The 25,362-nt window shown below is 71.6% G+C and carries 21 protein-coding genes and 2 pseudogenes; 9 read left to right on the plus strand and 14 right to left on the minus strand.

The features are described 5' to 3' along the window. Positions 1 to 8 precede the first annotated feature (8 nt). On the plus strand, positions 9 to 1,406 hold the full coding sequence (locus ACIGDI_RS42115; protein WP_399908000.1) for a SpoIIE family protein phosphatase: 1,398 nt from the start codon (positions 9 to 11) through the stop codon (positions 1,404 to 1,406). Here ACIGDI_RS42115 and ACIGDI_RS42120 read toward each other — a convergent pair. Continuing rightward, the gene (locus ACIGDI_RS42120; protein ID WP_399908002.1) at positions 1,363 to 2,277 is read right to left on the minus strand and encodes an alpha/beta hydrolase; all 915 of its coding nucleotides are present in this window, start codon (positions 2,275 to 2,277) and stop codon (positions 1,363 to 1,365) included. The genes ACIGDI_RS42115 and ACIGDI_RS42120 overlap by 44 nt on opposite strands. Before the next feature lie 107 nt (positions 2,278 to 2,384). Between ACIGDI_RS42120 and ACIGDI_RS42125 the strand changes: the two genes are divergently transcribed. Next, positions 2,385 to 2,831: a MarR family winged helix-turn-helix transcriptional regulator gene (locus tag ACIGDI_RS42125; RefSeq protein WP_399908004.1), complete on the plus strand. Its 447-nt coding sequence runs from the start codon at positions 2,385 to 2,387 to the stop codon at positions 2,829 to 2,831. 8 nt (positions 2,832 to 2,839) lie between these two features. Here ACIGDI_RS42125 and ACIGDI_RS42130 read toward each other — a convergent pair whose 3' ends face one another. Further along, positions 2,840 to 4,600 (minus strand): MOSC domain-containing protein, encoded by a 1,761-nt coding sequence (locus ACIGDI_RS42130; RefSeq protein WP_399908006.1) that lies wholly within the window; start codon positions 4,598 to 4,600, stop codon positions 2,840 to 2,842. 276 nt (positions 4,601 to 4,876) lie between these two features. On the opposite strand from ACIGDI_RS42130, the gene mug reads away from it, so the two are divergent. The 4 genes and pseudogenes from mug (at position 4,877) to ACIGDI_RS42150 (ending at position 8,502) form a co-directional block, all read left to right on the plus strand. Continuing rightward, positions 4,877 to 5,437 (plus strand): G/U mismatch-specific DNA glycosylase, encoded by a 561-nt coding sequence (mug, locus tag ACIGDI_RS42135; RefSeq protein ID WP_399908008.1) that lies wholly within the window; start codon positions 4,877 to 4,879, stop codon positions 5,435 to 5,437. Positions 5,438 to 5,651: 214 nt separating this feature from the next. Continuing rightward, positions 5,652 to 5,783, plus strand: a pseudogene (locus ACIGDI_RS42140) (hypothetical protein); the annotation flags it as partial. Between the two features lie 87 nt (positions 5,784 to 5,870). Beyond that, a pseudogene (gene sucA / locus ACIGDI_RS42145) lies at positions 5,871 to 6,737 on the plus strand (2-oxoglutarate dehydrogenase E1 component); the annotation flags it as partial. Between the two features lie 235 nt (positions 6,738 to 6,972). Beyond that, entirely contained in the window at positions 6,973 to 8,502 is a 1,530-nt protein-coding gene (locus ACIGDI_RS42150; protein WP_399908010.1) for a DUF488 family protein, read from the plus strand. On the opposite strand, the gene ACIGDI_RS42155 is transcribed toward ACIGDI_RS42150, so the two are convergent. The 5 genes from ACIGDI_RS42155 to ACIGDI_RS42175 all read right to left on the minus strand — a co-directional run bounded on the left by ACIGDI_RS42155 (position 8,479) and on the right by ACIGDI_RS42175 (position 12,269). Further along, positions 8,479 to 9,099, minus strand: a complete 621-nt coding sequence (locus ACIGDI_RS42155; RefSeq protein WP_384813252.1) for a peroxiredoxin family protein — start codon at positions 9,097 to 9,099, stop codon at positions 8,479 to 8,481. The genes ACIGDI_RS42150 and ACIGDI_RS42155 overlap by 24 nt on opposite strands. Positions 9,100 to 9,160: 61 nt before the next feature. Then, positions 9,161 to 10,522: a dihydrolipoyl dehydrogenase family protein gene (locus tag ACIGDI_RS42160; protein ID WP_399908013.1), complete on the minus strand. Its 1,362-nt coding sequence runs from the start codon at positions 10,520 to 10,522 to the stop codon at positions 9,161 to 9,163. A 28-nt stretch (positions 10,523 to 10,550) separates the two neighbouring features. Beyond that, positions 10,551 to 10,865 (minus strand): hypothetical protein, encoded by a 315-nt coding sequence (locus ACIGDI_RS42165; protein WP_399908015.1) that lies wholly within the window; start codon positions 10,863 to 10,865, stop codon positions 10,551 to 10,553. Further along, positions 10,862 to 11,479 (minus strand): VOC family protein, encoded by a 618-nt coding sequence (locus ACIGDI_RS42170; protein WP_399908016.1) that lies wholly within the window; start codon positions 11,477 to 11,479, stop codon positions 10,862 to 10,864. Before ACIGDI_RS42170 ends, ACIGDI_RS42165 begins: the two co-directional genes overlap by 4 nt. Positions 11,480 to 11,573: 94 nt before the next feature. After that, the gene (locus ACIGDI_RS42175) at positions 11,574 to 12,269 is read right to left on the minus strand and encodes a type 1 glutamine amidotransferase domain-containing protein (RefSeq protein WP_399908018.1); all 696 of its coding nucleotides are present in this window, start codon (positions 12,267 to 12,269) and stop codon (positions 11,574 to 11,576) included. Between the two features lie 216 nt (positions 12,270 to 12,485). Here ACIGDI_RS42175 and ACIGDI_RS42180 point away from each other — a divergent pair, with 216 nt between their 5' ends. Then, a complete protein-coding gene (locus ACIGDI_RS42180) occupies positions 12,486 to 13,589 on the plus strand; it encodes a TDT family transporter (protein WP_399908020.1) in 1,104 nt (367 codons plus the stop codon). 170 nt (positions 13,590 to 13,759) lie between these two features. Here the strand turns inward: ACIGDI_RS42180 and ACIGDI_RS42185 are convergent, their stop codons facing one another. After that, a complete protein-coding gene (locus ACIGDI_RS42185) occupies positions 13,760 to 14,782 on the minus strand; it encodes a GlxA family transcriptional regulator (protein ID WP_399908022.1) in 1,023 nt (340 codons plus the stop codon). Positions 14,783 to 14,999: 217 nt separating this feature from the next. Further along, on the minus strand, positions 15,000 to 15,710 hold the full coding sequence (locus ACIGDI_RS42190) for an SDR family NAD(P)-dependent oxidoreductase (RefSeq protein WP_399908024.1): 711 nt from the start codon (positions 15,708 to 15,710) through the stop codon (positions 15,000 to 15,002). A 383-nt stretch (positions 15,711 to 16,093) separates the two neighbouring features. On the opposite strand from ACIGDI_RS42190, the gene ACIGDI_RS42195 reads away from it, so the two are divergent. After that, positions 16,094 to 16,813: an SDR family oxidoreductase gene (locus ACIGDI_RS42195; protein ID WP_399908026.1), complete on the plus strand. Its 720-nt coding sequence runs from the start codon at positions 16,094 to 16,096 to the stop codon at positions 16,811 to 16,813. Here ACIGDI_RS42195 and ACIGDI_RS42200 read toward each other — a convergent pair. Next, a complete protein-coding gene (locus tag ACIGDI_RS42200; RefSeq protein ID WP_399908028.1) occupies positions 16,803 to 19,595 on the minus strand; it encodes an AAA family ATPase in 2,793 nt (930 codons plus the stop codon). The two genes, ACIGDI_RS42195 and ACIGDI_RS42200, sit on opposite strands and share 11 nt — an antisense overlap. Positions 19,596 to 20,481: 886 nt before the next feature. On the opposite strand from ACIGDI_RS42200, the gene ACIGDI_RS42205 reads away from it, so the two are divergent. After that, positions 20,482 to 21,324 carry an RNA polymerase sigma factor SigF gene (locus tag ACIGDI_RS42205; protein WP_399908029.1) on the plus strand — a complete coding sequence of 281 codons (843 nt, stop codon included), beginning with the start codon at positions 20,482 to 20,484 and terminating at the stop codon, positions 21,322 to 21,324. A 27-nt stretch (positions 21,325 to 21,351) separates the two neighbouring features. On the opposite strand, the gene ACIGDI_RS42210 is transcribed toward ACIGDI_RS42205, so the two are convergent. The 4 genes from ACIGDI_RS42210 to ACIGDI_RS42225 all read right to left on the minus strand — a co-directional run bounded on the left by ACIGDI_RS42210 (position 21,352) and on the right by ACIGDI_RS42225 (position 25,357). After that, positions 21,352 to 22,542, minus strand: a complete 1,191-nt coding sequence (locus ACIGDI_RS42210) for an NAD(P)/FAD-dependent oxidoreductase (protein WP_399908031.1) — start codon at positions 22,540 to 22,542, stop codon at positions 21,352 to 21,354. 122 nt (positions 22,543 to 22,664) lie between these two features. Then, the gene (locus ACIGDI_RS42215) at positions 22,665 to 23,609 is read right to left on the minus strand and encodes a sigma-70 family RNA polymerase sigma factor (protein ID WP_399908033.1); all 945 of its coding nucleotides are present in this window, start codon (positions 23,607 to 23,609) and stop codon (positions 22,665 to 22,667) included. Between the two features lie 186 nt (positions 23,610 to 23,795). Beyond that, a complete protein-coding gene (locus ACIGDI_RS42220) occupies positions 23,796 to 24,824 on the minus strand; it encodes an NAD(P)/FAD-dependent oxidoreductase (protein ID WP_399908035.1) in 1,029 nt (342 codons plus the stop codon). Continuing rightward, positions 24,809 to 25,357, minus strand: coding sequence for an isoprenylcysteine carboxyl methyltransferase family protein (locus ACIGDI_RS42225; protein WP_399908037.1), 549 nt, complete (start codon positions 25,355 to 25,357; stop codon positions 24,809 to 24,811). The genes ACIGDI_RS42220 and ACIGDI_RS42225 overlap by 16 nt, the downstream gene beginning before the upstream one ends. Positions 25,358 to 25,362: the final 5 nt, after the last annotated feature.

Here is a 25,362-nt window from a genome sequence, read left to right on the forward strand (position 1 = left end):
TTTGGCTGATGCATGGTAGCGAGGGTACCGCTGCGGCCCTGGCCATCGAACGTCACCGCGCCGAACAGGCCCGCCACGCGGCCGAGGCCAAGGAGAAGGCCGCCCGCGACGACCTCGCCTTCCTCCTTCAGGCCAGCACCCGCCTGACGTCCGACCTGGACTACACCCAGACCCTGCAGCGCCTGGCCTCTTCCTGTACGCCCACGCTGGCACCGCTGTGCGCGGTCGACGTCGTCGACGCCGGCCGGGTCTGGCGCATCGCCACCGCCGCGCCCACCGCCGAGCAACGGGAACTTCTGGCCTCACACATCCCCGTCTACGCCGCCGCCGACGATGCCGTCGCCCGCGTCCTGGCCACCGGCCTGGCCGAGGTGGCCCGCCGCACGCCCACCGGCCTCGGCCTCTGGACCGAGCTGAAGGTCACCGGCTACCTGTGCGTCCCGCTCCTGGACCGCGGCCGGGCCTTCGGCACGCTCACGCTGCTGTCCACCGGCGAAGACATCTTCGACGGCCACACCGTCGCCCTCGCCGAGGAAGTCGCCCGCAGCGCAGCCTCCGCCGCGCTCAACGCCCGCCAGTACACCCAGCGCGCCGCCCTCGCCCGCGACCTGCAAGCCGGACTCCTCCTGCCCGAGGTGCCCGACGTACCCGGCACCGGCGTCGCCACCTACTACCATCCCGCCGGTGAAGGACTCGACATCGGCGAGGACTTCTACGACATCTTCCCGCTGTCCGGCGGCCGGTGGGCGTTCCTCCTCGGCGACGTCTGCGGACGCGGGGCCATCGCCGCCACCACCACCGCCCTGGTACGCCACACCGCCCGCGCCGTCGCCCGGTTCCTCCCCGAGCCCGACGGGGTCGTCCAAGCCATCAACCAGGCCCTTCTCGACCGCCCGGACAGCCACGGCAACGGCTTCGTGACCCTCGTCTACGGCCACCTCACCGCCACCGACGACGGCGGCCTCGATCTCTCCCTCGTCCGCGCCGGCCACACCGTGCCTCTGCACATCAGCCCTTCGGGCACGGTCAGCGAAGTGGACATCCCAGGCTTCCTCCTCGGCCTGGCGGACGAGCCCCGCCTGCCCGTCCACCGCCTGCACCTCAAGCCCGGTGAGAGCCTCCTGCTCTACACCGACGGCATCACCGAAGCCCACAACGCCGACCGGCACCAGTTCGGCGAAGAGGGCCTGATCGACGCCCTGCGCACCCACCAAGGGGGCTGCGAACGGCCCAGGCCATCATCGACACCGTCACCACGGCGGTACGGGCCTTCGCGGGTCCGCACGACGGGGCCGACGACCAAGCCGCGCTCGCCCTCACCGCAACCCCGCGGTGACGGTACGCGGATGCAGCCGGTCGCCGTCAGCTGGCCGTTTCCGGGTGCGCCGCGCTCAGACGGGCGGTGAGGAAGCGGGCGGCGCGCTCGAGTGCGGCGTCCGCCTCGTCGAGGCGGCCGTAGTGGTGCTGGAAGACGTGGGGGAGTCCGGGCCCGATTTCGAGCGTGACCTCGACGTCGTCGGCGCCCGCACGGCCGGCCAGCCGGACCGCGTCGTCCAGCAGCAACTCGTTCGCCCCGACCTGCACGAGAAGCGGGGGCAGTCCGGTGAGGTCGGCGAGCACCGGGCTGGCCAGGGGCTGCGCCCGGTCGCCTTCGCCGACGTAGAGATCGGCGTAGGCGCACAGGTCGGATTCGATGAAAATGGGGTCGACGCCCTCCTTGGCACGGATGCTTTCTCCGGCGAGGGTGAGGTCGACCCAGGGGGAGAAGACGACCACGGCGGCCGGCTGCGGCAGCCCGGCCTCCCGAGCCGCGAGCAGCGTCGCGATGCTCAAGCCGCCACCGGCGGAGTCACCGGCCACGACGAGGTCCCGTGGGTCGGTTCCCGTATCCAGCAGCTCACGGTAGGCCGCGAGCCCGTCGTCGACCGCCGCGGGGAAAGGGTGCTCGGGGGCCAGCCGGTAGTCCACCGACACCGTTCGCAGTCCGGCGCGGCGGGCCAGCTCACCGACCATACCTGCATGGGTGTCCGGTGAGCCGATGACGTAGCCACCGCCGTGCAGGTAGAGCAACCGCCCCTGGCCGGAGACTTCGGCCGGCTCCAGCTCGAGGGTCGGCCGGCCGCCCAGGACGGTCCTGCGTATGGCCACGCCCTCCGGCGCGGGGCGGGTGATGGCTGCGGCGAAACCGGTGCGCTGCTCGTCGGGGGTGGGCGGCGTCTGGCTGCGAGGGGCGGAACGGAGCATGGCGTCCAGGGCATCGCGCTGCTGTCGGGACATGCGGGCCTCCATGGGTCGGATGCGAGGATGGATTCCTGGGAATCCATCTGCCTGAGCCCAACCGGATTCCATGGAAGATGATTCCTGGGAATCTAATGGAGGTTTCTGTGAGCCGCGTCACCCCGGTCTTCGTCGACCTCGTCCGCGTCGAGACCCGCCTCTACAACGCGGTGAGCGCCCGTCTGCGCGCTGAACAGGGGCTGGGGCTGGGACAGTTCGAGATGCTGGACATCATCGACCGGGTACCGGGGTGCCGCGTACTCGACATCGTCAACGAACTGGCGATCACCGTGGGAGCCGTCAGCAAGGCGGTCGACCGATTGGCGGCCATGGGCTGGTGCGAGCGGGTCGCCCACCCTCAGGACCGCCGCTCGTCAGTCCTCCGCCTCACACCCGAGGGCGACAAGCAGTTGGCCGCTTCCCGTCCCGTCGTCGAAGGCCAACTCCTCTCGCTGACCGCGTCGGTTCCCGCCGACGACCTGGCCAGCATCGCCTCAACCCTGGCCGCGCTGCGAGCGACTCTCGAAGCGGGCGCCGAGGGCCAGCCGGGCTGAGGGTTCACTCAGAGGTCGAGGACGACTTCGCCGGTGGGCCGGCTGCAGCAGACGAGGACGGTGTCGGGTTCGGGGAGTTCGAGGGGTGGGGTGGTGTAGGAAATGTCCCCTGCCACGAGGGGGGTGATGCAGGTGTGGCAGACGCCCGTGCGGCAGGACCAGCGGGTGGGGATGTCGCAGGCTTCGGCAAGGTCGAGGAGTGACGCGTGGGCGGGTGACCACGGGGTGGTGATGCCGCTGCGGGCGAAGGTGATGAGCGGGCCGGTGCCCGGTGCACCGGGTGGTTGGTGCGGACGGACGGCGGCCGTGCCCGTGACGCCGGGGTTGATGGCCGGCAGGGCCCTGAACTGCTCCGTATGGATCCGCTCGGGGCTCAGGCCGTGCTCGCGCAGGATGCCGCCGAGGTCGTCCATGAAGGCGTTCGGCCCGCAGAGGTAGGCGACAGCGTCGGTGGGGATTCCCATCGCCGCGAGCGATGGGGCGGTCGGACGGCCCTGGGTGATGTGCGGTTCGTCGGGATGGGGGGCTTCGGAGGTGTAGTAGACGTACTCGCGGGCGTTGGGGAGTTGCGCCAGGAGGGCGTGGGTCTCGTCCGCGAAGGCGTGGTGGACGCGGTCGTGGGCGGTGTGAATCCACCAGACGGGGCGTGGGTCTCGTGCGTCGGCGAGTCGATGGAGCATGGCGAGCAGGGGAGTGACGCCGATTCCTGCGGAGAGGAGGACGATCGGGCGGGTGTCTCCTTCCAGGACGAACGTCCCGCGAGGGCTGGCGACGTCCACGAGGTCGTCGGAGTGAAGCGCGGCATGGATGTAGCTGCTGACTGCGCCGTGAGGTTCGTGCTTGACGCTGATGCGGTACGTGGTGGCCGTTGGCGCTGACGACAACGAGTAGCTGCGCACTGCGGGGGCCGAATCGCCGACCGTGAGGCGGAGGGAGAGGTACTGGCCGGGGCGGGCCTCGGGCAGCGGTGTGCCGTCGATGCCTTCGAGGTAGACCGACGAGACGTCGGGGGTCTCGGAGACGATGAGGGCGACGCGCATGGTCTTGAAGCCCGGCCACCCTGGCACTTCCCCGGCCTGCTGGGTGCCGGCCCGTTCACCGGACCGGCCCGGTTCCTGTGTGGACTGCTGGGCGGCGGTGAGTTCGCGGAAGGACTGTCGCCATCCCGGGCTGAGGGCGGGGATGGTCAGTGCCTTGCGCAAGGTCGCGGGATCCCGGTCGGGGAGGTAGAGCAGTGCGTCGGTGTCGGCGACGCTGAGTTCTTGGGGGCCCCTGCGGATCAGAGTGATCGCGTCGCCGGCCTGTACGTGTCCTTCGGTGAGGACGCGCAGGTAGAAGCCGGGGCGGTGGTGGGCTACCAGCATGGAGGCCATGGTGGGTTCGCCCAGGCGCATGCCGACGCGGTAGCAGGTGACGCGGGGCTGGGTGACTTCGAATTCGGCTTCGCCGATGCGGTACCGGTCGCCGATGCACACTTCGTCATCGGGCAGGCCGTCGACGGTGAAGTTCTCCCCGAACATCCCGTGGGTCAGGTCGTCGCGGCCCAGGTGCTTCTGCCAGTACTGGTAGGACTGCGACTGGTAGACGAGGACGGCACGAATGTCGCCGCCGTGCCCGGCCAGATCTCCTTGGCCGTCCCCGTCGACGTTCAGCCGCCGCACCATCCGGGGCCCGTGCACGGGGGACTTCCAGGCTCCGGTGTGGACGGTCCTGCCCTGCCAGGAGACGTCCTTGGGCCTTCCTACGTTGACGGACAGCAGCGTGGCCATTGCGGACCTCCTGCGGGGTGGCCGGCCGGGAGACAGCCCCTCATGGCGCTGTGAACTGTGCGCCCTGACCGATCCTAGTTCGCGGGCCGGGGCTGCGCCGCGCTCTATCCCACGGTGCTGCCGCCGTCCTCGGGAGTCCCACAGGTCCGGATGTGCCGCCGTCGTGGCACATCCGCGCGCTGCCCGATCGCGGACGCTGGCCTACCGTGGATGGGGTGACGCGGCGCCCGGCCCCGCCGGCCACCGGCATGCCGAGGAGCAACCATAAACAGCGATATGTATCCGAACCTGGCCGACGTCGTCGCCGAGCGCCTGTACGTCGTCTTCGTCGGGATCAATCCGGGCCTGGCGTCGGCCCTTCGGGGGCACAGCTTCTCGACCCCGGGCAACAGGATGTGGCCGGCCCTGCACCGCTCGGGTTTCACGCCGCGGCAATTCCGGCCCGACCAGGAGCGTGACCTGCTCGGTCTGGGTCTGGGCATCACGAGCATCGTCCGAAGGCCCACGGCCCGGGCGGCGGAGCTCATGCCCGACGAGTACCTCGAGGGAGGAGAGGACCTCGTACGGCGCATGGAAGCCCTACGCCCGACGTGGCTGGCGTTCCTGGGCGTCACCGGGTACCGCGCGGCGTTCGGCGCCGTCGACGCCGGCGTGGGTGCCCAGTCGGCGAGCATAGGCGGCGCCCGCGTGTGGGTCCTGCCGAACCCCAGCGGCCTCAACGCGCACTACCCGCCGGCGGCGCTCGCCATGGAGTTCGCCAGACTCAGGGTCACCGCCGGTCTGCCCGACCGTTCGGGCCTGATCGGCGACGGCCCGTTCGGTCAGTCCGCCGGCTGAGGCGGGGTGCCGGGGCGTGGCGACGGGCGCCCGCCGCCACCGGAGGCGCGCCGCCCTCTGGCCGATGTCCCGATGTGAGGCACATGTGGCACGAGCAGCCCTCCGTCCCGGCCCTCCGCGCGACCTAGCCTCGACCGCGCGACGTGGTCACGCAGGTCTGGCTGACCGCGCCGGGACCGTACGGCATCGCACAAGGAAGAAGGCGTTCCACGCCATGGCGTCGCAATCGGACACCGCTCGAACGGTGATTCACGGACTGGACTTCGGACTCAACGCATGGGTGGTGGACGAGCAGCGACAGCGCTACCTGCACGACCCGGGTTCGGTGGACGAGACATGGAGAAGCTTCTTCGCCTCACGAGCCAGGGTGAGTGCACCCGCCACCGTGAGTGCGTCGGCCTCCGTCAACCGCGCACCAGCCGCCGCCCCGGCAGTGCTCAACGCAGTGCGGATCGCGGCGCTCATCCACGCCTACCGCGTACGCGGGCACCTCATGGCCGCCACGAACCCGCTCGGGTCGCGGCCCGCCGCCGCGCATCCGGAACCGGACCTCGCGGCCTTCGGACTGCATGACGCCGACCGCACGGAGCACTTCGTCGTGGACGGCTTCGCCGGCCGCACCACCATGACCCTCGACGACGTACTGGGCGCCGTAAGGGAGTTCTACTGCGGCACCACCGGCTTCGAGTACATGCACATCCAGGACTTCCGCGAGCGCCGCTGGATCCAGGAACGGGTCGAGGGCCCGCAGCCCCGGCCGGACCGGGCCCAACAGCTGTGCATCCTCTACCGGTTGGGCGCCGCGGAGGCCTTCGAGACGTTCCTGCAGACGAAGTACGTGGGCCACAAACGCTATTCGCTGGAAGGCGGCGAGGCGGCCGTCGTGCTGCTCGACGCCCTTCTGCTCCGGGCCATCGAGGACGGCGTCGCGGAAGCCGTCATCGGGATGGCGCACCGCGGCCGGCTCAACGTCCTGGCCAACATCATCGGCAAGTCGTACGCCCAGATCTTCGGCGAGTTCGAGGATGCCGTGGACCGGGGATCGGTCCAGGGTTCGGGGGACGTGAAGTACCACCTCGGCGCGGAGGGCATCTACCGTGCGCTGCGCGGCGGTTCGGTCGCCGTCTCGGTCGTGGCGAACCCCTCGCACCTGGAGATCGTCGGGCCCGTCGCGCAGGGAGTGGTGCGCGCCAAGCAGGACCTGGCCGGTGACGCCGGCTCGCGGGCCGTCCTGCCGGTCGTCCTGCACGGCGACGCGGCGTTCGCGGGGCAAGGCGTCGTCGCCGAGACCCTGAACATCCCGAGGCACCCGCGCCCGCGGTCGGCTCCAGCCGCCGGCACGGGCTGGAACAGAAGGCCGTCGTGGCCTCGGCGTTCCGGTGAGCACGCGTTCGCGTACCGGCGACACCGAGGAGGACACGGCGCCATGACCGCGCCGGCACGCATCCGTCCCCTCTCCACCCCTCGTCAGGAAGCCGATGACATGCGCATCGCCCTGAAATGCTCGTACGGCGAAAGCTGCCGGAGGACGAGTCATGACTAAGCAGATCAGCTGCCGCACGATCAGTGAGCAGACCTCCTCCATGGACGGCGAAACGGGCGAGCGCGTGCTCGTCGACCGCCTCTGGCCGGACGGCGTGAGCCGGAGCGACGCCCTGCTCGACGCGTGGTTGTCGGCCATCGCGCCGTCCCATGAACTGCAGGGCTGGTACGGCCGGCACCCGCGGGAGTTCGAGAAGTTCCGGCGCCGCTATCTCACCGAACTGTCCGACCAGGAGCACCGGCACGCCGCGGAGCGGCTGCGAGCCATGGCAGACCTCGGCCACGTCACCCTGCTGACCGCCACCCCCGACATGGACCACAGCCACGTCGCCGTCCTCGCCGAATGGCTCGCCAGGAGCGACGGGGACGGCGCCCGTCGCCCGTGGCGCGCGTCCGCCGTGCAGGAACCCGCCGAGCCGGCGCCCAGCCGGTCCGGATACGGTGCGGTCCTCTCCGCCTCGGTGACCAGCCTCAACCCCGCGTCGCTGTCGTTCGTCATGGGCACCGGCATCGTCTCCACGGCCCTGTACGTCAACGGCGCCGGCACCGCCTCCGCGGTGCTGCTGTGGGTGGCCCTGGCCGGCTTCGCCGTAATGATCTCCGCCTACGCCTGGCGGCTGCTGCGCCGACGCGGACGCTTCGTTGCGGACTTCGTCGGACCGCGGGCCTTCGCCTTCCTCACCATCGCCGTGTCCGCCAACGTGCTCGCGGCACGCCTGGTCCCGGACGGTCACATCGCGGTGGCCGGGGCGTTCCTGGCCTTCGGCGCGGTGGGCTGGCTGGTGCTGGACTATGCCGTACCGCTCGCGCTCATCACCACCTTGAAGCGGAACCCGTCGCTGGACCAGGTCAACGGCACCTGGTTCCTCTGGGCGGTCGGCTCGGAATCGGTGGCGGTCGCGGCGGCCTCGCTGGCCCATGCCTCCCCGAGCCATGCGCTGACCGTGCTGGCCGTGGTGTGCTGGGCCATCGGCCTGATCCAGTACCTGCTGACCGCCGCGATCGTGCTGGCCAGACTGTTCGCCAGGCCCATCCGGCCGGAGGGTCTCATGACCTCGGTGTGGATCTTCATGGGAGCGGCGGCGCTCGCGGTGCTCGCCGCCGTACGGCTGATGGCGCTTGCCCCGGGACAGACGCTCCTGTCGCGCCCGCTGCTCGTCGGGGTGGCCGTCGTCCTGTGGGCCTTCTCCAGCTGGCTGATCCCGCTCCTGCTGGCCCTGGGTGTGTGGCGGCACGTCCTGCGCGGTATCCCACTACGCTACGACCTCGGCTGGTGGAACCTCGTCTTCCCGATCGGCATGTACGCCGTCACCACCCACGAGTTGGGATGCGCGACCGCGACCTCGTGGCTGACGAGCGCCGGCCGCTGGGAGGTCTGGGTGGCCGCCGGCGTCTGGGTCGTGGTGTTCGTAACCATGGTGGCCGCCTGGGTGCGTCCCGTCCCGCCGGACGGACGTGGAGCGGGCACCGCTCGGCCGCAGCCCGCTCGGGCGGATGCGTCACCCGCCCGGACGGGGTCGTAGGCCCGGTTGGTCCTGCTCTTCGGCGGCTCGCCGGTCCCAGCCGTGGAAGGACGCGTGCTCGCCGGCGTCCCACTCCTCCCGCAGGCCGGGGACGGCGAGGTCCCAGTCCGGCCGGATCTCCCGGGTCGCCTCGCGCAGGTCGTGCCAGAGGTCGTAGACCGAGGGACGACCCCAGAACCAGTAGCCGTTGTAGACGCTGTGCACGACCAGTCCGGGCTTCAGGACCAGGGTGTGCGGGATCATCGGATCGTGCTCGGGGTCGGTGTACTCCTTGATGTCCAGCTCCCGTTGGACGATCCGGCCCGGATCGGACAGGAACGTCCACTGCGCGCCCACCGAAAGGCGGAACTCCTGCAGCGTGTGGTGCTCGTCGGTGGCGATGGTCGCCATCTGCGTATAGCCCACCGCCGTCTTGGGCTGGAGCACCTCGGCCATCTCCCGGTGCTGCTGGTGCTCCTTGGGGCAGTAGTGCCCGCGCGCCAGCGTGAGGACCAGCGGGTCGCGGCCCTGCAGCTCGCTGAGCGTACGGACCGTGCCGGTGTGGTCGGGCAGGGCGAAGTCCGGGAAGACCCCGCCCGGAACGATGTCGGAACGCATGGCGTCAACCACCTTTCTTCGTCGGCGCAAGGTCCACCGCACGGGGCAGGGGCCCGGCGCGTCAGGCGGGGACCCGCCCCTCGACCTCGCTGGCGCGGGCAACCTGGTGGTGCAGGTCGGTGAGCGCGGCGACGTAGATCTCCGAGAACGTCGGGAACGGCTGGATGGTGTCCCGCAGCACCTCCAGCGGGACGCGGGCGCGGACGGCCAGGGTCGCCTGTTGCAGCCACTCTCCCGCCTCCGGTCCCAGCGCGTAGGCGCCGGTGACCGTCGAGCCGTCGCTGAGCAGGGTGAGGAAACCCACGGCGTCGGCGTAGGCGCGGGTGTAGGCGGCGGTCTTGGCGACCTCGGAGATGGGCACCGTGGCGCTGAAGCGTGCCTCGGCGGCGCCCACGGCGGCCGCCTGCGGGTCGGTGTAGACCACGCGGGGCACGGCGGTGTAGTCGGCGTCGCGGGGATGGCCGAGGATATTGTCGGCGACGACCTCGCCCTGGTACTTGCCGACATGGGTGAGCATCCACAGACCGGTGGCGTCGCCGACGACCCAGAGGCGTTCGGCGGCGCGCAGCCGGCGGTCGACCGGGATGCCTCGGCCGGTGGTGCTCACGCCGACCGTGTCGAGGCCCAGGTCGCGGGTCCGTGGGCGGCGCCCGGTGGCCACGAGCAGTTTGTCGCCGCGCAGTTCCCGCCCGTCGTCGAGGACCAGGACGTACTCCTCGTTCTCGCGCCGGGCGGCGACGGTGCGCGGGCCCAGGACGAGTTCGACGCCGTCACGCCGCAGTGCCTCGCCGAGCGCCCGGCCCAGCGGCTCGGGCTCGCGCGGCAGTACGTGGTCGTCGTGTCCGGTGAGCACCACCTCGCCGCCCAGACGCCGTACCGCCTGGCCCATCTCGACGCCGACGGGCCCGCAGCCCAGGACGAGCAGCCGCCGCGGAACCGCCTTCATGCCGGTCACCTCGCGGTTGGTCCAGATGCCGTCCAGCTCGCGCAGGCCCGGGACGGGAGGCACGACCGGTGAGGCCCCGGTGGCCAGCACGACGTGGTCGGCGGTGTAGCGGGTACCGGCCACTTCCACCACGCCCGGTCCGGCGAGCCGGCCCGAACCCCGCAGCAGATCGATGCCGTTGGCGGCGAGCCAGCGCTCCTGTCCGGCGTCGGAGTAGTCCGACACCATGAAGTCCCGCCAGGCCAGCGCCTGTTCGACATCGACCTCGGCGGTCGCCGCGGCCTCGCGTGCCCCCTGGACGGCCTCACCCGGGCGCAGCAGCGTTTTGGACGGGATGCACGCGAAGTACGAGCACTCCCCGCCGACCAACTCCCTCTCCACGAGCGCCACGCGCAGTCCGCCGTCCGCGAGGGCGCCCGCGCAGTGCTCGCCGGGTGAGCCGCCGCCGATGACGATGACGTCGTAGTCGTGCTTCATCCGTCCCACTCCCGTCGCCCGTGCCCGGTCACCATGTCTGGTCACCGGCGCGCACCGGCATCGCGTTGACCGTCACCCGTCGTTCACGGGTGACGATGCAGCCGATCGCGTCCGCGATGTCCTCGGCCCGCAGCGGCTCGATCCCGCCGATCTGTCGCACGGCGGCGTCGCGTCCGGCCTCGCCGAGGTTCTCCACCAGCTCCGTCCGCGCGGTGCCGGGCTCGACCACGGCGACGCGGACGTGCTCGACCAGTTCCTGGCGCAGCGCCTCCGCTATACCGCTGCCGGCGCCGGTGACCAGCGCGACGGCTCCTTCCAGGGAGCCGGCCGGGGAGGTGATCACGTGGGCAGTTCGGTGCCGGCCTGCTCGCTCACCATGTACCGCGCGTACCACTCCGGCCAGTCCGGGTCCTCCGCGCCGGTGCGCGCCTCATGCTCGCCGTGTGCGGCCGCCGCGCGGCGCAGGGCGCCGGCGAGGTCGGACGCCGAGGCGAAGGCGGTGGTCGCCGGGTCCAGGCGGCCCGGAAGCCGGGCGGTGATCTCCTGCAGCACCCAGCCGTTGCCGTCCGGGTCGTCGAACGACAGGAACGAACCGTAGCTGCTGCGCTTCGGGTCGGGTCCCGGCACCCGGGCGTCGGTCCCGGCGTGGTGGAAGACGCCCCCGGCGTCGTGGAACACGTCACCCGGGTCCGCGCCGCGCCGCTTGAGCTCGTCGTGGGCCGTTCCGATGTCGTCGACGATCAGGTGCAGGCCCTGGGCGGAGCCCGGTGTCTGCGACGAGACCGAGGTGCCGAAGATGACCGACGCCGGGGAACCCGGCGGGGTCATCTGCACCACCCGGAAGTCCTCGCCCGTGGCCACGTCGGCGTCGAGCCGCCAGCCCAATGCCGTGTAGAAGGCCTTGGCCCGGTCCACGTCCGACACCGGCACCACGACGACCTCGAGCTTCATGTCCATGGTTCATGCCTCCGCACTGGGACGAAAAGCCTCCGTGACGAGGGTCCTCCGGGTGGCCGGTGTTTCGCGCCAGGGATTCTCACTGGTCGCACCGCTACTTCAGCAGCACCAGCAGCCGCTCCGCGAGGACCGCTGCCGAGGCCGGGTTCTGCCCGGTGATGAGGGTGCGGTCCTCCACCATGTACGGCTTCCAGATCTCACCGCGGCTGAACTCGATGCCGATCTTGTCCTTGAGCTCGGTCTCCAGCAGCCAGGGGGCCCTGGAGGCCAGTCCGACGGCTGCTTCCTCCTCGTCGGTGAAGCAGGTCATCCGGTAGCCGGTGAAGGGCGACCTGCCGTGGATCCTGGTGGCCAGGACGGAGGCGGGGCCGTGGCACACGATTGCCAGCGGCTTGCCGGAGGCGAGCTGCGCCGTCAGGATCCGGCCCACGTCGGCGTCCAGCCACAGGTCGGACATGGGGCCGTGGCCGCCGGGGAGGTACACGGCGTCGTAGTCCTCGAGGCGGACGTCGGACAGCTGCAGCGGCCGGCGCATCACCTCGGCGGAACGGATGATCTCCTCCAGTTCCAGGGCGCCCTGTTCACCGCCCGCCATGGAGGGGCGCAGGCTCATCATGTCGACGTTCGGTGTCACACCGTGCGGGGTGGCGACCACGACGTCGTGCCCCGCCTCGGTGATCGCCTTGTAGGGAGCCGCGAACTCCTCGGCCCAGTAGCCGGTCGCGTACCTGGTGCCGTCCTTCAGCACCCAGTACGTCGCTCCTGACACCACGAAAAGTACCTTCGCCATCACGACCACTCCTGTCGTTCGGGATCGGGCCCCGTGCTGTGCGCGCGGAACCGCTCGTCCCCGTCACGATTCCGCGTGAGGTCGGCCGGTCGCACCGGTGGGATCCACTGGTCCACACAGCCCCGCGGGCCCTGCGCGACTCGATTCCTGCCGGGACACCCTCACATCCGGACACGATCAACCGACTCGAACTGGTTCGTACTTAGGCTGCGGATCATGCAGCTCTCCCCGGCGACCCGCCCCTCACCTCCCGCTTCCGACAGCACGGCACGTCCGCTCCTCGGCCCGACCTGGTTCGCCGCGGTGATGGGCACGGGCATCGTGGCCAACGCCGCCGCGACGCTGCCGCGGACCTTTCCCGGGCTGCGGACGGCCGCCACGGTGGTCTGGGCTGGCGCCGGGGTCCTGCTCGTCGTGCTGGTGGCGCGCTACCTGCGGCAGCGGGCAATCCGCTCCCACGCGGCCGACCCGGTGACGGTCCAGTTCCTCGGCGCACCGCCGATGGGGCTGCTCACGGTCGGCGCCGGTGCGCTCCTGCTGGGCAAGGACGTGATCGGACTCGACGCCGCGGTGGGCGCGGACTGGGTGCTGTGGCTGACCGGGACCGCGCTCGGCCTGGTCACGGCCTGCACGGTGCCGTACCTCATGGTCACGCGACATCGTTTCGCCCCGGACGCGGCGTTCGGCGGCTGGCTGATGCCGGTGGTGCCGCCGATGGTCTCCGCCGCGACGGGCGCGCTGCTGGTTCCCCACGCTCCCACCGGGCAGCCGCGCCTAGCCCTCCTGCTGGGCTGCTACGCGATGCTCGGCCTCGGCCTGGTCGCGACGCTGCTGGTCCTGGCCATGATCTACGGCCGCCTCGTGCACCACGAAGCGCCCACCGGAACCACGGTGCCCACCGTGTGGATCGGCTTGGGCGCGCTGGCTCAGTCGGTGACGACGCTCGGCGCGCTGGCGTCGGCGGCGCCGGGCGTGCTGCCCGCGCCCTACGCCCGGGGTGCCGCGGTGCTCGCGCTGCTGGGAGGCATCGCGGTGTGGGGGTTCGCCATGCTCTGGCTGGCCTTGGCCACGGGGCTGACGGTTCGCACGATCCGGGCCGGCCTGCCGTTCGCGCCGACGTGGTGGTCCTTCATCTTCCCGGTGGGTGCCTGCGTGACGGCCACCGGCGCCCTCGCCGCCCGCACCGGCTCCACGCCGCTCGACTGGGCAACCGTCCTGCTGTACACCGCACTTGTCCTCGCGTGGCTGGTGGTGGCGGGCCGCTCCCTGCGGCACGCCACCTGCCACGTGCGCCGTCCGGCCGGTCGGGTCGCGGACTGAGGTCCGGGCAGGGGCGCCCCGAAGTGGATGTCGGCGTGCCCACGGGTACGGGCCTTCGCCGCGGCGCGACGGCCAATCCGCCGGCCCGTTCGCCGCGCCCGCGTCGCGAGCCGCCCATGGGGCCGGATGCCGGGCAGGGACGTCACCGGAGCGCGACGCCGATCGGCCGCCTATGAGGCCGAAGTCCCCGCGGTCTCCGCCTCCTTCGAGGCCGGACCCGTCGTCCGGAACCGGCCGCGGAAGACGCCCGGCGTGACGCCCAGATGCCGTACGAACGCGCGGCGCAGGGACTCCGTCGAGCCGAAGCCCGTACGGCGTGCCACCACCGCCATCGGATCGTCGCCCGTCTCCAGCAGGACCTGGGCGGCCTCCACCCGGATCTGCTCCACGTACCTGGCGGGCGTCGTGCCCACTTCCTCATGGAAGAGCCGGGCCAGGTGGCGGACGCTGACTCCCGCGCGCCGCGCCATCGCGGGCAGGCTGTGGTTGGCGCCCGGGTCCTCGGCCACCGCGTCCAGGATGCGGCGCAGCAACTCCTGGCGCGAGTGCGGGATTTGGGAGCGGACGCTGAACTGGGACTGCCCGCCGGGCCGTTGCATGAAGACGACCATGTCCTTGGCGACCGCGCGAGCGACCTCCGCGCCGTGGTGCTCCTCCACCAGTGCCAGGGACAGATCGATGCCGGCGCTCACGCCGGCCGAGGTCATCATCGTGCCGTCGCGTACGAAGATGGCGTCCGGTTCGACCCGCACGGACGGGAAGCGCAAGGCCAGTTGGCGGGTGAAGCGCCAGTGCGTCGTGGCGCGGCGGCCGTGGAGGAGCCCCGCCGCGGCCAGCAGCAGCGCCCCGGTGCACACGGACGCCGTACAGCCCGCCGTCACGTCGAGCCGCCGGACCACGTCCAGCAGAGCGTCGTCCTTGATCAGCGTCTCCCACTCCGGACCACCGGGGATGACCAGCACGTCGGAGGGCTCGCGGACCTGGTCGGCGGCGCGGTCGGCGCTGAGGCGCGTGCCGGCCGAGGTGATCACGTCGGCCCCGTCCTCGGACACGATCTGCACGCGGTAGCGGCCACCGAACTCGTTCGCCGAGGTGAACACCTCGATGGGACCGGTCACATCGAGCAGGCGCACCCCGGGGAAGACGAGCACGGTGACGGTCAGCGGGCTGATCCCAGGACGGTTGCCGTTCATCGCGTACCTCCGCAGGGTGAGGGCGGGCGCCGCGACTGGTCCGGAGCTCGGGCCGACCGTGACCGGCGCACCCGACTCGCCCGGCGCCACACTCCCGCCATGGTTCGTCCCCGACCGGGGTTCGCGCCACGACTTGTTTGCTCCTTGCTGGGAGCCGCGACCTCCCAGGCGGCTCGGAAGCCGGCCCTTACTAGTCGCCCAGTGACCGGCCGCTCGCTCAGTGGCCCGCGCTCCGGCCGCCGTCGACGCGCAGCGTCACCCCGGTCACGAACGAGGCGGTTTCCAGGTAGAGGACCGCCTCGACGACGTCTTTCACCTCGCCTATCCGCCCGAGCGGATGCCGACGCGCGAGTTCCGGGTCCTCCTCCGGGTGCATCGGCGTCCTGATGATGCCGAGCGCGACGGCGTTGCTGCGGATGCCGCGTGCCGCGTACTCGATGGCGAGGGACTTGGTGGCGGACTCGAGGCCGCCCTTGGTCAGCGCGGCCAGCACCGAGGGTTCGGCGGAACTGGCGTGTTCGGCCAGGCTGGTGGTGATCTGGACGACGTGTCCGCCGCCATGGCGGAGCATCTGCCCGACGGCGAGCTGGGTGATCCGGAAGAACCCGGTGAGGTTGACGCCGACGACCGCCTCGTAGTCCTCCTGCGAGTACTCCGTGAACGGCTTTCCGATGAACAGGCCGGCGTTGTTGACCAGCGTGTCGATGCGCCCGAACCGCTCGACGGCCTTGGCGGCGATGCGCTCGGCCGTGGCGGGGTCGGCGATGTCGCCGCGGACGGTGAGGACGTCCGGGTCGTCGGAGTCAGGGATGGACCGGGAGGTGGCGACGACTCGGTGACCGAGCTTGCGGTAGGCCTCCACCAGGCCCGAGCCGATGCCCTGCGACGCACCGGTGACGACGGCGACCTTCCTGCCGGACTCGTTCATGATCGGCTGCCTCCGTTGGCGTGGACGGCCGGGCGGCCACGGTCGAAGTACAGGAGGTCGGGCAAGACCGTGGCGGTCAGGTCCCGCGTGGCCTCATTCCACCCTCGCGCCGCGGCCGGCACCTCGCGCCCGTGGAAGTCACTGGTCGTGGCCCGGCGGGCAGTGCGCGACATGTGAGTGACCGGCCGTCGCGGTTCAACCGCCACAGCGGGCACGCAGACGAGCCGGCGGCTGCCTTCGCGGTCCCGGGCCCGCTCCCCGGACGACGGCAGGCCAGTGAGGCTCACGGGCGCGAGCACCCTCGCCGCCGCCCGATCCTGGAAGGCGGGCCGACGTCGCCGCACCACCCGACCGCGACGGACGAGGGCCCATAGGGAGGAGCAGTGAACGATCTCTCGGGCAGCACGGTCGTGGTCATCGGCGGCAGTTCTGGCATCGGCCTGGAAACGGCACGCCAGGCACGCGCGGCCGACGCGAAGCTTATCGTCACTGGCCGCGACCCGGAGCGGCTCGACGCCGCGCGTGAGGAGCTCGGAGCATCCGCCACCACCCTCGACCTGGGCGACGCGCCGGGGCTGGGCCGCTTCTTCGGCGAGTTGCCCGCACCGGTCGACCACGTCCTCGTCGCGGGCGGCGGGCCGACGTATGCGACGATCGCCCAGATGGACTTCGAGCAGGTCCGCAATGTGCTGGAGGAACACCTCCTGGGGTCGCTGCGCATCGCGCGGGAGTGCGCGACGCGGGTCGCTCCCGGCGGGTCGCTCACGTTCATCACCGGCACGCACGCCCGCCGTCCTGGTCTGGGGCTGAGCGTCGCTGCCATCGCCGCCGCCGCGCTTCCCGCCATCACGGCGAACGCCGCGCTGGAGATCGCCCCGGTCCGGGTCAACGCGATCGCCGCGGGCTTCGTCGACACCCCGCTCTCCGCCCGACTGCTGGGCGATGCCCTCGATGAGCGACGGCAGCAACTGCGCGCCACGCTGCCGATACGGCGCGTCGTGGGACCGGCGGACGTGGCCAGGCTGGCTCTGCACCTGATGACCAACACCGCCCTCACCGGGGCGACCTACGACGTCGACGGCGGTCAGCAGCTCATCCCCTGAACCCCTGCTCCGGCGAGGGTTCGTACGCGTTGCGGGGGAGGGCGTCGCGGAGCTGTCTCCGGGAGGTGATCGACAGCTTGGTGAAGATCTTCCGTAGGTGCCACTCGACGGTCCGGGGGCTGAGGAAGAGCCGGGAGCCCACTTCGGGGTTCGAGAAGCCGTCCCGCACGAGCAGTGCGATCTGCTTCTCCTGCGGCGTCAGCTCGTCCCCAAATGAGGACTTCAGCTTGTGCTTGCGGATCGACTCGCCGCTGGCGAGGAGCTCACGGCGGGCGCGTTCGGCGAACGCCTCCATGCCGATGGAGGCGAACATCTTGTGCGCGGTCCGCAGATGCTCCCGTGCCTCGACGCGCCGCCGCTCCCGGCGCAGCCACTCCCCGTACACGAGATGCGCCCGGGCGAGCTCGGGCCGCAGCTGCGTGCGGGCCAGCCGGTCCACCGCCCTGCGGTAGAGGCCGTCCGCGGCGGCCCCCTCGCTGACCAGGGCCCGGCTGCGGGCCAGGATGCCCTGTGCCCAGTCGGTGTCGCACGGTTCCGCCGCGTCCGTCAGCCGTTCCAGAGCCCCACGAGCGGCCACCGCGTCGCCGACGCGTACGGCCGCCTCCACCAGCTCGGGCAGGACCCAGACCGAGACCCACAGCTCGGGGATGCGGGCGCTGGTCTGCGCGGCGGTCAGGGCCTGCTCGTAGCGGGCGAGGCCGTTGTAGAGCACCGCGGCCGACCACTGGGCCACCGTGACGCCCATCAGCTGCCCGCTCGCGCCGGCCTCCTCGACCGTGGCCGCGATGAGCGGCTCCACCTCGGCGGTGTGGCCGCTCAGCGCGCCGAGACGCAGCTTGACGTGCGGGGCGAGGGGGACGCCGGTCGCCGCGGCGACGATGTCCGCCTCGTCCACGATGGCCCTGGCGCCCGTGAAGTCGCCGGTCCAGGTGGTCGCCATGCCCAGCGACGCCAGGCAGAACGGGAGCTCGGTGAGGGCGCCGGCCGCGCGCACCACCTCGACCGTACGGCCGTACAGGGCGCGCATGGCCCGGTCGTCCCAGACGGCCGCGCTGACGCCGTTGGCCACCCAGCCCCACTTCAGCAGGTCGTCCGGCGGCAGATCCGCGAGCGCGTCGGCCGCGCGCCTGAGCACGGGTACGGCGACGGCCCGGCCCTCGGTGACCAGCAGCGCGTAGCCCTCGGTCACGAGATCGAGGGCGCGGGGTGCGGCGGGCGGTGGCGCGAGCGCCCTCATGGCCTGGGAGATCGCCGCGAGGCTGTCGCGGTCGGCGGCGACCAGGGCGGAGGTGCCCCAGGCGAGCAGGTAGGTCTCGCGGGCGAGGTTCGCGTCGAATCGCTCCAGTCGCCGGGCGGCCGCGAGCAGCAGCGGGGGCGCGTCGCGGTTGAGGCCGGCCGCGAAGATGACCTGGCTGCGGACCAGGTCTGCCCGCACACGCTGGAAGTCGCTCTGGGCGTTCTGGTCGGCCACGTCGACGAAGCGGCGGGCGGCGTCGAGGTCGCCGGCCTGGAGGCTGGCGTCAGCGGCCGCGACCGCCCTGTAGGCGCGCCGGGAGGCGTCCACGGTCAGGACGACGGACCGCTGCAGGAACGCGGCCGCGGCGGCGAGCCCGCCCCGGGCCTGGGCGCGTCCTGCGGAGCGTTCCAGCTCGGCGGCGACCGCCTCGTCCGGTCCGGCCGTCGCGGACGCCAGGTGCCAGGCACGGCGGTCGGGGTCCGCACGCGGGTCCGTCGCCTCCGCCAGCGCCAGATGGGCCGACCGCCGCTCGCTCTCGGTGGCCGACCTGTACACCGCGGAGCGCACCAGCGGATGCCGGAAGGTCACGCTCACGTCGAACGACAGCAGTCCGTCCGTGCCGTCGGCGAGTGCTTCCTCTGGTGTCACGCCGAGCCGGCGGGCGGCCCGCCACACCAGGGCGGGGTCGCCGACGGGCTCGGCGGCGGCTACCAGCAGAAGCAGCCTGGTCTCTGCGGGGAAGTCCTCGATCCGGCGCAGGAAGCTCTGCTCCATCAGGCCTGGGAGGGTGTCGGTGTTCAGCAGACCGAAGCCACCTGCCAGCTGGGTCACGGACAGGGCGCGGGGCAGCTCCAGCAGGGCGAGCGGATTGCCCTGGGTCTCTGCCACGAACCGGCTGCGAATGTCGTGGTCGAGGCGGGTGTGCGTGGCCGATTCGAGCAGGGCGTGCGCGGCGGCGTCCCGCAGTCCGGTCACCTCCAGGTCGGGCAGTCCGAGCAGGTCCCGGGCCCGTTCGCGGGCGCCGAAGACGAGGGCGATCGACTCTGCGAGAAGGCGGCGGGCGACGAAGCCCAGGACCTGGGCCGAGGCGCGGTCCATCCAGTGGGCGTCGTCGACGAGGCAGAGCAGCGGGCGCTTCCGGGAGACCTCCGACAGCAGGCTGAGCACCGCCATTCCCACCAGGAAGCGGTCGGGCGGCGGTCCCGCGCGTATCCCGAAGACGGTCTCCAGTGCCGCCCGCTGCGGAGTGGGCAGGTGCGCCAGCCGGTCGACCAGCGGCACGCAGAGTTGGTGCAGTGTCGCGAACGGCAGCTCCATCTCGGACTCGATGCCGACCGCGCGCAGCGCCCGCAGATCGCCCGGAGCGTCGATGAGGTGTCCCAGCAGGGCCGACTTGCCGATGCCGGGTGGTCCATGGATCACGAGCGCGCGGCTCTCTCCCGTACGGACCGCGTCGAGAAGCCCGTCGAGGACGGCGCACTCGACCTGGCGCCCGAGCAGGCCGACCTTGTCCCCGCGTCCCGGTCTGCTCTCCGGTTCCACCACGGTTGCCCGCTTTCGCTGCGGTTGGTCCCCTGGTCTTCTTGTACGTTACAGGGGGGACAGGGTGGCCGGAACTCCGACCGCAAAAAGACCGGCCGCCGCGGCCGACTCCGCCGCTCCGTTCGATATGTCCGTTTCTCCTGGGTAGCATTGTGTGGGTCGCGGGCTGCGACGGCGTATCGCTGCCGACCGATGCGACGTGGCGTGACGGTCAGGCCGACAAACCAGGGACTAGGAAGTCCCCCGGGCGACGACTCGCGGCATTTGCGCCGCCGTTGGGCCCGTTCGACATCTGGCTGACCCGTCGGGTCGGCGTCCGCGCCCAGGCGGGCGCGCTCCGAGCCGGTGAGGGATGCCGCCGACGGCCGCACGTGCGTAGTTCACGGCGTACACACCGTCCCACTTGCCCGACGGCTGTCCGTCCAGGACCGTACGCAGCAACTCCATTTGGTGGGCGGTGACTTCGAAGGCAGGGGTGACCAACAGGTCATCGGAGCCGAGCACATGAACTTATGGGGGGATCATCCGCCTCGCCGGCGCCTGCGTGCCGCCGACCCTGATCATCCCTGGCACGGACGCCGCTTCTCCGCGCCCGAGCGTGCGCAGTGACCGAACGCAGCCATATGCGGGCGTAGAGGCCGGTGCGGGGGAGAGGGCCGGAGCTCATGCGGGCAGGCCGCGGACCCGGTTGTCGCATGGGGCGGACGCCGGGCGCCACGAGCTGGATGGATGGCATCTGTGATCTCGCCGGGCCCCGCCCACTACGGTCGGACTCGCCACCAAGATTTTGTAGGCATGCCCCGCGAGTGCCGGGGTAAGCGCCGAGTTGTCGGCCCGGGGCAGAGGGGCGATGTGCGGAGACAAGGGGAGACAAGGGGAGGGAGACGCCATGACGACATTGACTGCGGCGACGACGGACACCGTGGCCGGTTTGCCGGAGGTTGCGGAGCCTTCCCGTGTGGATCCGAAGGACGCCCGGCAGCTGACGCGGCTGTTCCTTGACCGGCTGGCCGTCCTGGAGGAAGGCACGGCCGACTACCAGTACGCGCGCAACACGCTGATCGAGATGAACGCCTCCCTGGTCCGTTTCGCGGCCGGCCGGTTCCGCAGCCGCGGGCCGGAGGAGATGGAGGACATCGTCCAGGTCGGCATGATCGGTCTGATCAAGGCCATCGACCGGTTCGAGATCTCCCGGGAGGTGGAGTTCACCTCCTTCGCCATCCCCTACATCGTCGGCGAGATCAAGCGGTTCTTCCGCGACACCACCTGGGCCGTGCACGTCCCCCGCCGGCTGCAGGAGGCCCGCGTCCAGCTCGCCAAGGCGACCGAGGAACTCAGCAGCCGGCTGGGCCGCACCCCGACGGTGAAGGAACTGTCGGAGTTGATGAGCCTGCCCGAGGACGAGGTCCGCGAGGCCCGCCTGGCCTCCAACGGCTACAACTCCTCCTCCCTGGACGCCGCCATCAGCACCAGCGCGGACGGTGAAACCGTCCTGCAGGACTTCATAGGCGTCGACGATCCGGCCCTCGAACTCGTCGAGGACTTCCACGCCCTGGCTCCGATGATCGCGGCCCTCGACGAACGCGACCGGCAGCTCATCCACATGCGGTTCGTGGAGGAACTCACCCAGGGGCAGATCGGTGAACGCCTCGGCGTCTCCCAGATGCACGTCTCCCGACTCCTCTCGCGCTGCCTGGCCCGGCTGCGCGACGGCATGCTCACCACCCACTGACCGCCCAAGACTCTTCGGGGCACGCTCTCAGACGGTGGCCTGCACTGGTGCGGGGTCCTGCTGCCCCACGACGGGACGGCGACGGGTCGGCAGTCCGAGAGTGGGGTGGGCGACGCCCCAGGCTGCGCCCTTGCAGATCAGTTCCTTGTAGAGGGCGGCGAGGCGTCCGGTCAGAGCGCGGGGGACCGCGCGGTCGTCGGCGGTGACGAACTGGATCAAGCCCTCCCTGCGGCCCAGGGAGATGCACTGGTTGAAGTAGCGCAGCGGGACGTCCTTGCGCTTGGTGCCGGTCAGGCGGGCGGCGATGGCGTCGGCGGCTTGCCAGGCGGAAGGTGTGCCGGAGGCGCACGACATGCGCAGCGGTTTGCCGCCGGGGCCCATCGCCCAGGCCGCGTCGCCGACGGCGTAGACGTCGGGGTGGGAGACCGAGCGCATCGTCGCGTCGACCACGATCCGGCCGGTGTCGGTCACCTCCAGGGTGGTGGCCTGGGCGATCGGGTGGACGCTGAAACCGGTGGTCCACACGGTGGCGGCGGAGGGCAGAGCGGTGCCGTCGGCGGTGACGACGTGGTCGTCCGCGACGGAGGTGACGGTGCTGTGCTGGTGCACGGTGATGTCGAACCTGTCCAGAACGGCCTTGAGGTGCCTGCGGCCCTTGTCGGACAACCAGTCGCCCAGAGCCGCGCGGGCGACGAGGGTGACCTCGAGGTCCGGGCGGGCTTCGGCGATCTCTGTCACGGCCTCCAGGCCGGTCAGGCCGCCGCCGACGACCACGACGGGCTGCCCGGCTTCGAGAGCGGCCAGGCGCTCGCGCAGCCGCAGGGCCCCGGGGCGGCTGGCTATCTCGTGGGCGTGCCGGACGGCGCCGGGGGTGTCTTGGTCGTTCCAGTGGCTGCCGAGGGCGTAGACGAGGGTGTCGTGCGACAGGTGGTTCGGACCGTCGGCGGTGGTGACGGTGACGGTCTTGCGGTCGGCGTCCACGGCGGTGACCCGGGCGACTTGGACTTCGACGCCGGTGCCCGCGAACATGTCGGCGAGCGGCCGGGGGGAGAGGTCCTGGCCGGTCGCGAGTTGGTGCATGCGCACGCGCTCGACGAAGTCGGGCTCGGCGTTGACCAGGGTGATGGAGACGTCTTCGCGGCGTAGGCGCTTGGCGAGCCGCCCGGCGGCGCCGGCTCCGGCGTATCCGGCTCCGAGGACGACGATGCGGTGCTGCATGGCGAGGCTCCTGTCTGGCTCGTGGTCGGCGTTCCCCCCTTGAACCGGACGGCACGCCGTTTCCTGACAGGAAGCCGATGTGAAGCGGGTCACACCGGCGTCGTTCTGCGCGGGAACTCGGCTCAGAAGGCGGTCAGCAGGGGTTCGCCGTGCCCGCCGGCGGTCCAGGTGCGAGTCGCCCGCTGCAGCTTGTCGGGGTTGACCTGATTGCGGAATGCGGCGATGCCCTGCGGGGTCACCTCGAGGCACATGACCCCGATGACCCGGCCGTCGAGTACGGCCACCAAGGCGGGGTCGCCGTTGGCGGTCGTCGTGTACACGTCGGGCGAGCCGCCGACCAGCGCACGCTTGGCCTTGCCGGGCTTGAACAGACCCCGCAGGAAAGTCGCGACGGCGAGCGCTCCTTGGAACCCCTTGGCGCGCGCCGGGATCTTGCCGCCACCGTCGCCGATCGCGACGGCGTCCTGGGTGAGCAGCTTCACCAGCGGCTCGGTACGGCCGCTGGTCGCGGCGGCGAGGAACTCTTCGACGATCGCCCGGGCGGCGGCCTCGTCGATCTCGGCGCGGGCCTTGCCCCTGGCCACGTGTTTCTTGGCGCGGTGGAAGATCTGCTGGCTGGCGGCTTCCGTGAGGTCCAGTATCTCGGCGATCTCCCGATGCGGGTACTCGAACGCCTCCCGCAGGACGTACACGGCCCGCTCGTTGGGCGACAACCGTTCCATGAGGGCCAGGACCGCGTACGACAACGACTCGCGCTGTTCCGCGGTGTCGGCGGGGCCGAGCATCGGGTCTCCCGCAAGCAGCGGTTCGGGTAGCCATTCGCCGACATTGGTCTCGCGCCGGGCGCGCGCCGAAGTGAGTTGGTTCAGGCACAGGTTGGTGAGAACTTTGGTCAACCACGCCTCGGGGACCTCGATATGCCCGCTGTCAGCCGCCTGCCAGTGCAAAAACGTCTCCTGTACGGCGTCTTCGGCCTCGCTCGCGGACCCGAGCAGCCGGTAGGCGATGGCCTCCAGCCTCCCCCTGGATGCTTCGAACCGCTCTACGTCGCCCAAAGTGATCGGCATGAACGTGATCCTAGTCTGCGCGGATCGGACGGGACCGGCGGGCGAAGGACGTCTACAGGGCCTTCCCCGTCGCACTGTTCACTCCTCCGGCCAGGTTCCTCTCCTGGTGCGCCTGTACGCCGCCCATGTGTCGATGATCCAGGGCCTCAACGGGGAGACAGGCGAGGTCAGCCGCCGGAAGGGGTGTCATGTCAGGCCGTTGACCAGGCCGGCGAACAAGGAGGGCAGGCGTGCGGCGGTGGGGACGATCAGGCGGGTGAGCTGGGGGTGGGCGCGGAGGCGCACCAGGGTGTCGGTGAGCAGACGGTGGCGAAGTGAGGCCCGGCGCCAGGCGAGTTCGTAGTCCGCGGGCCGGTCTCCTCGGACGCAGCGGACGAGCTCGGCTGCCCCGGCCAGGGCGAGGGAGATGCCCTCGCCGGTGAGTGCGTCGATGTAGCCGGCGGCATCGCCCACCAGGAGGACTCGGCCGGCCACCCGGCCGCGGACTCGTTGCCGTAGCGGTCCTGCGCCGCGGACGGCTGACGAGGTGCAGGTGGCCAGGCGGGCGGCCAGGTCGGGAAAGGAGGCGAGTTGTACGTCGAAGGGGGCCCGCTCGCTGGTGAGGATGGCCACGCTGACCAGTTCGGGCGCCAGCGGGGTGACGTAGGCCTCCGCTCGCGTGGACCAGTGGACCTCGACGTAGTCGGTCCAGGGAGCGACCGTGAAGTGTTTGCGCAGCCCGTAACGGGGTGGACGCGGATCGGGCAGGTCCAGGCCGAGGTGACGGCGGACAGGCGAATGCAGGCCGTCGGCGGCTGCGAGGTATCGGGCCGTCAGCCCGGTTGCGCTGACGCTGCCCGTGTCCTGCCGGACCGTGACCGGGTCGACCTTGACCGGGCGCACGGGAACGCCCAGCTCCGCCACCCGCCGGGCCAGCGCCGCGTGCAGGTCCGTACGCCGCACGCCCAACCCGGGTGCGTGGCGGAAGCCGGCCTCCGCGCGTTGCCGGGCGTCGGCGGCGTCGACGTAGCGGATGCCGCGCAGAGGATGTCCGGGCGGGGTGATGCCCAGTGCGGCGAGGGCTCGTACCGCGCCCGGCATCAGGCCTTCGCCGCAGGCCTTGTCGACCGGCGTCGCCCGGGGCTCGGCCACGGCCACGTCGAGTCCGGCGTGGGCGGCGTGGATCGCGGTGGCGAGTCCGGCCGGCCCGCCGCCGACGATCAGCAGGTCGAGCATGGCGGGGTCGCGGGGGCCGCAGGTGGGGCGGACCGAGCCAGTGCCTTGTTCTCGCAGCGGAGCCGGACCGTCAGGAGGGGCCAGTTGAGCAGAGTGAAGCCGGTCGCGGTCAGCCATGCTCCGTGGACCAGTGGCAGGGCGAATCCCTCTACGACCACGGCGAGGTAGTTGGGGTGGCGCAGCAGCCGGTAGGGACCGGCGCTGACCAGCGGCAGGCCGGGTACCACGATGACGCGGGTGTTCCAGCGCGGTCCGAGGGTGCTGATGCACCACCAGCGCAGCGCCTGCGCCCCGAGCGTGAGGGCCAGCATGGGCCAGCCGAGCAGCGGCTGGAAGGGCCGCGGGGCGAGGTGGGTCTCGGCGAGACAGCCGACCAGCAGGCCGGTGTGCAGGGCGACCATCGCCGGGTAGTGACCGTCCCCGTACGCCACGCCGCCGTGCGCGCGGCTCCAGGAGGCGTTGCGGCGTGCGACGACGAGCTCGGCGACCCGCTCGGCGGCCACCAGCAGGATCAGCACGGTGTAGCTGGTCATCTGTC

The organism is Streptomyces sp. NPDC085900 (genome assembly GCF_044540925.1).
GTDB lineage: Bacteria > Actinomycetota > Actinomycetes > Streptomycetales > Streptomycetaceae > Streptomyces > Streptomyces gilvifuscus.

Coding starts and splice junctions, on each gene's coding strand:
- ACIGDI_RS42185 (WP_399908022.1), bottom strand. CDS start 14,782: ATGAACGGCAACCGTCCTGGGATCAGCCCGCTGACCGTCACCGTGCTC.
- ACIGDI_RS42150 (WP_399908010.1), top strand. CDS start 6,973: ATGACTAAGCAGATCAGCTGCCGCACGATCAGTGAGCAGACCTCCTCC.
- mug (WP_399908008.1), top strand. CDS start 4,877: ATGTATCCGAACCTGGCCGACGTCGTCGCCGAGCGCCTGTACGTCGTC.
- ACIGDI_RS42205 (WP_399908029.1), top strand. CDS start 20,482: ATGACGACATTGACTGCGGCGACGACGGACACCGTGGCCGGTTTGCCG.
- ACIGDI_RS42180 (WP_399908020.1), top strand. CDS start 12,486: ATGCAGCTCTCCCCGGCGACCCGCCCCTCACCTCCCGCTTCCGACAGC.
- ACIGDI_RS42190 (WP_399908024.1), bottom strand. CDS start 15,710: ATGAACGAGTCCGGCAGGAAGGTCGCCGTCGTCACCGGTGCGTCGCAG.
- ACIGDI_RS42215 (WP_399908033.1), bottom strand. CDS start 23,609: ATGCCGATCACTTTGGGCGACGTAGAGCGGTTCGAAGCATCCAGGGGG.
- ACIGDI_RS42170 (WP_399908016.1), bottom strand. CDS start 11,479: ATGGACATGAAGCTCGAGGTCGTCGTGGTGCCGGTGTCGGACGTGGAC.
- ACIGDI_RS42130 (WP_399908006.1), bottom strand. CDS start 4,600: ATGGCCACGCTGCTGTCCGTCAACGTAGGAAGGCCCAAGGACGTCTCC.
- ACIGDI_RS42220 (WP_399908035.1), bottom strand. CDS start 24,824: ATGCTCGACCTGCTGATCGTCGGCGGCGGGCCGGCCGGACTCGCCACC.
- ACIGDI_RS42175 (WP_399908018.1), bottom strand. CDS start 12,269: ATGGCGAAGGTACTTTTCGTGGTGTCAGGAGCGACGTACTGGGTGCTG.
- ACIGDI_RS42210 (WP_399908031.1), bottom strand. CDS start 22,542: ATGCAGCACCGCATCGTCGTCCTCGGAGCCGGATACGCCGGAGCCGGC.
- ACIGDI_RS42155 (WP_384813252.1), bottom strand. CDS start 9,099: ATGCGTTCCGACATCGTTCCGGGCGGGGTCTTCCCGGACTTCGCCCTG.
- ACIGDI_RS42115 (WP_399908000.1), top strand. CDS start 9: ATGCATGGTAGCGAGGGTACCGCTGCGGCCCTGGCCATCGAACGTCAC.
- ACIGDI_RS42160 (WP_399908013.1), bottom strand. CDS start 10,522: ATGAAGCACGACTACGACGTCATCGTCATCGGCGGCGGCTCACCCGGC.
- ACIGDI_RS42225 (WP_399908037.1), bottom strand. CDS start 25,357: ATGACCAGCTACACCGTGCTGATCCTGCTGGTGGCCGCCGAGCGGGTC.
- ACIGDI_RS42120 (WP_399908002.1), bottom strand. CDS start 2,277: ATGTCCCGACAGCAGCGCGATGCCCTGGACGCCATGCTCCGTTCCGCC.